6 protein-coding genes are annotated in these 6,067 nt (G+C 66.6%); all 6 read left to right on the forward strand.

Annotation, left to right across the window (positions count from 1 at the left end; translation table 11 throughout):
• Positions 1–8 precede the first annotated feature (8 nt).
• The 6 genes from RTO53_RS19135 to pstS all read left to right on the forward strand — a co-directional run bounded on the left by RTO53_RS19135 (position 9) and on the right by pstS (position 5,357).
• Entirely contained in the window at positions 9–791 is a 783-nt protein-coding gene (locus RTO53_RS19135) for an enoyl-CoA hydratase-related protein (RefSeq protein ID WP_312239268.1), read from the forward strand.
• Positions 792–794: 3 nt separating this feature from the next.
• A complete protein-coding gene (locus tag RTO53_RS19140) occupies positions 795–1,157 on the forward strand; it encodes a hypothetical protein (protein ID WP_312239263.1) in 363 nt (120 codons plus the stop codon).
• Complete coding sequence (gene nth / locus RTO53_RS19145; RefSeq protein WP_312239264.1) at positions 1,157–1,846, forward strand: endonuclease III; 690 nt, start codon at positions 1,157–1,159, stop codon at positions 1,844–1,846. The genes RTO53_RS19140 and nth overlap by 1 nt, the downstream gene beginning before the upstream one ends.
• Before the next feature lie 178 nt (positions 1,847–2,024).
• Positions 2,025–3,236: an OprO/OprP family phosphate-selective porin gene (locus RTO53_RS19150; RefSeq protein ID WP_312239265.1), complete on the forward strand. Its 1,212-nt coding sequence runs from the start codon at positions 2,025–2,027 to the stop codon at positions 3,234–3,236.
• Between the two features lie 201 nt (positions 3,237–3,437).
• The gene (locus RTO53_RS19155; RefSeq protein WP_312239266.1) at positions 3,438–4,214 is read left to right on the forward strand and encodes a hypothetical protein; all 777 of its coding nucleotides are present in this window, start codon (positions 3,438–3,440) and stop codon (positions 4,212–4,214) included.
• Positions 4,215–4,337: 123 nt separating this feature from the next.
• A complete protein-coding gene (pstS, locus tag RTO53_RS19160) occupies positions 4,338–5,357 on the forward strand; it encodes a phosphate ABC transporter substrate-binding protein PstS (RefSeq protein ID WP_312239267.1) in 1,020 nt (339 codons plus the stop codon).
• Positions 5,358–6,067: the final 710 nt, after the last annotated feature.

A 6,067-nucleotide genomic window follows, 5' to 3' on the forward strand; every position in this document is an offset into this window, starting at 1 on the left:
ACACCCCCATCGCCCCCGATCCTGTCCACGTTGCCGATGCCGGCGCCGTCCGCACCGTCACGGTGAACCGGCCGGACAAGCTCAACGCCCTCGATCGGGCCACGCTGCAAGGCCTGGACGCCGCCTTCGCCGCTGCCGCCGCCGACCCGGACGTGCGCGTGGTGGTACTGACCGGAGCCGGCCCCAAGGCCTTCGTGGCCGGCGCGGACATCGCCGAAATGAACGGACTGAGCCCGGTTCAGGGACGTGACTTCTCCCTGCTGGGCCAGCAATTGATGCGCCGCATCGAGCGCATGCCCAAGCCGGTGATTGCCCGGATCAACGGTTTTGCGCTGGGCGGCGGCCTGGAACTGGCCATGGCCTGCCACCTGCGCATCGCCGCGGAAACCGCCAAGGTGGGCCAGCCGGAGATCAATCTGGGGCTGATTCCCGGCTTCGGTGGCAGCCAGCGCCTGCTGCGCCTGTGCGGCCGCGCCGCCGCGCTGGAACTGTGCCTGCTGGGCAGCCCGATCAACGCCGCGCGCGCCCTGCAGCTGGGCATCGTCAATGAAGTGGTCGGCGTGGAGGCACTGGACGCACGCGTGGACGCGGTGGCGTCGCAATTGGCCACGGCCGCGCCGCTGGCGCTGCGCGGCATTCTTGACGCGATCCACGTCGGCGGCGAATGCGCGCTGGGCGAGGGGCTGGAATACGAGAGCGCGCAGTTCGGTCTGATGTTCGCCACCGAAGACATGCGCGAAGGCACCTCGGCGTTCCTTGCCCGGCGCCCGCCGGTGTTCCAGAACCGCTGAGCCATGCCGCACGCCGATCCCGCCCTGCCCGCGCGCCTGCTGCAGCTGGTGCTCGATGACGACCTCGACGCCGCGCTCGACGCCGGGCTGATGGACTACGTGCCGCAGCCCGGCGACGCCGACCTTCTGGCCGGACATCCCGAACTGCCTGCGCGCCTGCTGCACGCCCAGCAACAACTGCATCGCGCCTGGGCCGCGCGCGAACGCTACCGCCAGCGCACCCAGCGGCTGGCGCGTCGCGCCGCCGAACGTGATGCGCGGCGTGCGCCGCCCGCGCCTACCCCCGCATTGAAACCCGCCCTGCCACCCGCCGCCGCCGCGATCCTGGCGCGCGCCAAAGCCAAGGCCGCCGGAAAAACCGCCTGATGAGTACTGCAAAGAAACCCGCGCCGGCCAAGCCTGCGCCGCGCAGCGCGCGCATGCCCCGCACCGACGTGATCGAGATGTTCACGCGCCTTCGCGAGCTCAATCCGCACCCGAAGACCGAGCTCGAATACAGCTCGCCGTTCGAACTGCTGGTCGCCGTGGCGCTGTCCGCGCAGGCCACCGACGTCGGCGTCAACAAGGCCACGCGCAAACTGTTCCCGGTGGCCAACACGCCGCAGGCGATCCTCGACCTGGGCGAGGACGGCCTGAAGAAATACATCGCCACCATCGGCCTGTACAACGCCAAGGCCAGGAACGTGATTGCCGCCTGCGCGCTGCTGGTACAGCAGCATGGTGGCGAGGTACCGCGCGACCGCGCCGCGCTGGAAGCATTGCCCGGCGTCGGCCGCAAGACCGCCAACGTGGTCCTCAACACGGCGTTCGGTGAACCGGTGATGGCGGTGGACACCCACATTTTCCGCGTGTCCAACCGCACCGGGCTGGCCCCGGGCAAGGACGTCCGGGCGGTGGAGGACCTGCTGGTCAAGGTGATACCGGCCGAGTTCCTGCGCGATGCACACCACTGGCTGATCCTGCACGGCCGCTATGTGTGCAAGGCGCGCAAACCGGACTGCCCGCAGTGCGTGATCCGCGACCTGTGCCGGTTCAAGCAGAAGACCGCCGCCTGAGGCGCAGTCGCGACTGCCACATTCACGCAACCCCGCCGTCATCTGCGTCGGGCATCAATGGCAGGCCCAGACGTGGCCGGGCCCCGGCCGGCCGTCGGTTTGTCCGAAACTGTCATATTTACGCAATCTTCACTAATTAGCCTGCGCAGCATCTTCCCACCTGCCTGCAAGGCTCTCCATGAAACTGCATCGCCAACTCCTGACTGCGGCCGTTGCGGCTGCGCTGTTCGTCCCGGCCGCACACGCCGAAGTGGCCATCGACGTGATCGGCGGCTCGGAGATCACCTTCGAAGGCCTGGTCCAGGCCGATGGCAACTGGTTCGACAACGACCTGACCGACCTCAACGGCGGCGACGCCGGCAACGGCAAGAACAGCGAATTCGAACTGCGCCGCGCCGAGCTGGTGCTCAAGGGCAAGGGCCCGGGCAACATCGAGTGGGTGGTGGGCTATGACGCCAAGGCAGACAAGTTCCTGGACACCAACCTGAAGTACAAGCTGGCCGGCAACGCCAACCACTTCGTGCAGTTCGGCCAGTTCAAGCAGCCCAACAGCCTGGAAGAACTGTCCAGCACCAAGAACAACGACTTCATCTCCAAGGCTGCGGTCACCAACACCTACGCGGTGGCCCGTCGCCTCGGTGGCGCCTACAGCATCGGCGACAACAACTGGTCGGTCACCGCCAGCGCCTTCGGTCGCGAACTGACCCGCAACCTGGCCCATGGCAGCGGCTACGGTGCGCGTGGTACCTGGGCGCCGATCAACGACAAGGGCCAGGTGCTGCATTTCGGCCTGAGCTACGTCGACTACGACACCGACGCGGACACCCTGCGCGTGCGCGCCCGTCCCAACGCCGACCTGGCCACCGCGCGCCTGGTCGACAGCGGCAACCTGGTCGACACCGACCGTGTCAGCACGATCGGCGCCGAAGCGATGTACATCGGTGGCCCGTTCAAGGCCCAGGCCGAGTATTACAACAGCAAGGCCAAGCGCTACTCGCACGACAACTACACCAGCGACGGCTACTACGTCAGCGGCCTGTGGAACATCAGTGGCGAGACCTGGGGCTACAAGAGCGGCGTGCCGACCACCGGCCTGCCGGACGAACCGGGCCGTGGCATGTGGCAGCTGGGCGCACGTTACGACCACATGGACCTCAATGACGGCAACCTGGCCGCCAACCCGGTCGCCGGTCGCTCGCCGATCGTCGATGGCGTGCTCGGCGGCAAGATGGACATCTGGACCGTCGGCGTGAACTACTACTGGCGCTCCAACACCAAGTTCGCGCTCAACTACGTGATGGTGGACAGCAAGAAGTACAGCTCGGCCACCCGCACCTTCGTCAACGACGACCCGAACATCCTCGAAGCGCGCCTGCAGTTCTTCTGGTAAGCGTCGCGGCACAGGTGTGACAGGAAGGGCGCAGCTTGGGCTGCGCCCTTTTTTTCGTGCCCGTCACCGGTCCGGCACCGCGTGCAGCCACCCATGGGGTGGCTCTACCCGTCCGGCACCGCGCGCAGCCACCCATGGGGTGGCTCTACCCCGCAGGATGCGCGGGTATGCTGGGCGCCCCCTGCCCATGGATGGAACCCGATGCGTATCGCCCTGTCACTGCTGCTGGCCGCCGCTTGCGGCACTGCCCTGCCCGCCCACGCGCAGGACTGCCACGACGCCCAGGCGGCCGCCGAAGAGGCGTACGTGGTGCGGGCGGACAACGTGCTGCCCGATCGCCCCGGCTACACCCGCGACACCGCCGCCAGCGTCTGCCGTCGCTGGCCGGCACGCCCCGAACTGACCCTGCTGGCCACGCCGGTCTGGCGCGACGGTGGCGACCACGACGCCCGCGATGGCGATGTGGAGATACTGGTGATCGATAGCGACAGCCTGGCGTCACGCGCCTGGACGGTGCTGCCCGGTGCGCTGGACAGCGATGCGGTCTTCTTCGACGGCATGCAGCTGGATACCGCGCGTTACCAGCTTGCGCCCGGCGTGCTCGCCTTCGGTCTGCGCGTGCAGCGACGCAATGGTTCCGGCCCCAACCCCTTCAGCGAAGAGCAGCTGCAGTTGCTGGCGATCCAGGCAGGCACGCTGCGCGCACTCGGCGCACCGATGGTGCTGCGTCGTTTCCAGGCCGAATGGGACACCCGCTGCGCCGGTGACTCCACCGAGGTATCGCGCACCGTTGCCGTTGGTCCTGCGGGCAAGCGCGGCTTGGCCGACCTGGTCCTGCGCGAACGCCGAGTCACCACGCACAGCTGGATGGACGGTGACGCGTGTCGCGACCAGGACACGCCGGTTGAGGGCGACCGCTACGTGCTGCGTTATGACGGCCGCCAGTACGCGATCCCGGAGGCGTTGCACTCCTTGTGACGTGCGTCCCATGAGGCATGTCACGAGGCAGTCATATGACAGTCGCTGCACTGTCATCGAATGGTTATGGAATGAGCGCCGGGCGGGACACCCCGCACCGTCATCCATCCCAGGAGCCACCCCGTGATCCACGCCTTCAAGTCGCGCGCCGCCGTTGCCGTCCTCGCCGCGTCGTCCGTGTTCGCCGCCAACGCCGCCGATGTAACCGGCGCGGGCGCCTCGTTCATCTATCCGGTCATGTCCAAGTGGTCGGCCGACTACAGCACCGCGACCGGCAAGAAGGTCAACTACCAGTCGATCGGTTCCGGCGGTGGCATCGCGCAGATCAAGGCGGCCACGGTCGACTTCGGTTCCTCCGACGCCCCGCTCAAGCCCGAAGAATTGTCCGCCGCAGGCCTGGCGCAGTTCCCGTCGGTGATCGGCGGCGTGGTGCCGGTGATCAACGTGGCCGGCATCGCCCCGGGCGCGCTGAAGCTGGACGGCCCCATCCTGGCCAACATCTTCCTGGGCAAGGTCAAGACCTGGAACGACCCGGCCATCGCCGCGCTGAACCCGGGCGTGAAACTGTCCGACGGCAAGATCACCGTCGTGCACCGCTCGGACGGTTCGGGCACCACCTTCAACTTCGTCAACTACCTCTCCAAGGTCAACCCGGAGTGGAAAACCAAGGTCGGCGAAGGCACCTCGGTACAGTGGCCGGTGGGCATCGGTGGCAAGGGCAATGAAGGCGTGGCCGCCTACGTGAAGCAGATCAAGGGCGGCATCGGCTACGTCGAACTGTCCTATGCGCTGCAGAACAAGATGTCCTACGCGGCGATGAAGAACGCCTCGGGCAAGGTCGTGCTGCCGAGCGATACCTCCTTCGCCGCTGCAGCAGCCAGCGCCGACTGGGCCAGCGCGAAGGACTTCTACCTGGTGATGACCAACGCCCCGGGCGCCGATGCGTGGCCGATCACTGCCACCAACTTCATCCTGGTGCGCAAGCAGCCCAAGAACGTGGCCAACGCCAAGGCCACCCAGGAATTCTTCCGCTGGATCTACAAGAACGGCGATGCGCAGGCCAAGCAGCTGGACTACGTGCCGCTGCCGGACACCCTGGTCAAGCAGATCGAGACCTACTGGTCGCAGAATCTGAAGTACTGATCCGGCGTCACCAACAACGGAGCAATGGCGGCGGCAGGACCTCTCTCCCCTGCCGCCGCCGGGCGCGGATCGCAAGATCCGCGCCTTTTCTTTTTGTGGTTCTTTTCTTTTAAAAGCGGAAAGCGCAGAGCAGAGCCAAGCAGAGCAGAGCAGAGCAGAGCAGAGCTGAAAGCGTCGTGCTGTGTTGGCTCCGAAGGCTGGGCGGGTGGGGGTGGGTAGCCGGGGCACGCTGCAAGTACGTCCATGTAAGCTCCACCATCGCATCCATGCGATGGAGGGCCCCGGCTACCCACCCCCACCCGCCCCCGACAGTTTTCCGGACCTCACAGGGGAGCAGACGCGCTGCCTCATGCAAGGCACGTGGTTGGGAATGCGACCGCTCCAACGTCAGAGACCGTGTGGTTGTTGGTAGTAGGTGTTGGTAGTGGTGGTTGTTGGTAGTAGTTGTTGGCTGTGGATGTTGCCTGTGGATGTTGCCTGTGGCTGTTGGCTGTGGATGTTGCCTGTGGCTGTTGGCTGTGGATGTTGCCTGTGGATGTTGCCTGTGGCTGTTGGCTGTGGCTGTTGCCTGTGGCTGTTGGCTGTGGCTGTTGGCTGTGGCTGTTGGCTGTGGCTGTTGGCTGTGGCTGTTGGTTGCACCCCTGGCCACCGGCCTACTGTCTGGGGCGGGGGTGTGTGGGTTCGCGGGACCGTCGTACGCCATGGATGGC

Origin of the sequence: Stenotrophomonas sp., assembly GCF_031995405.1 — a bacterium.
Taxonomy (GTDB): Bacteria; Pseudomonadota; Gammaproteobacteria; order Xanthomonadales; family Xanthomonadaceae; genus Stenotrophomonas.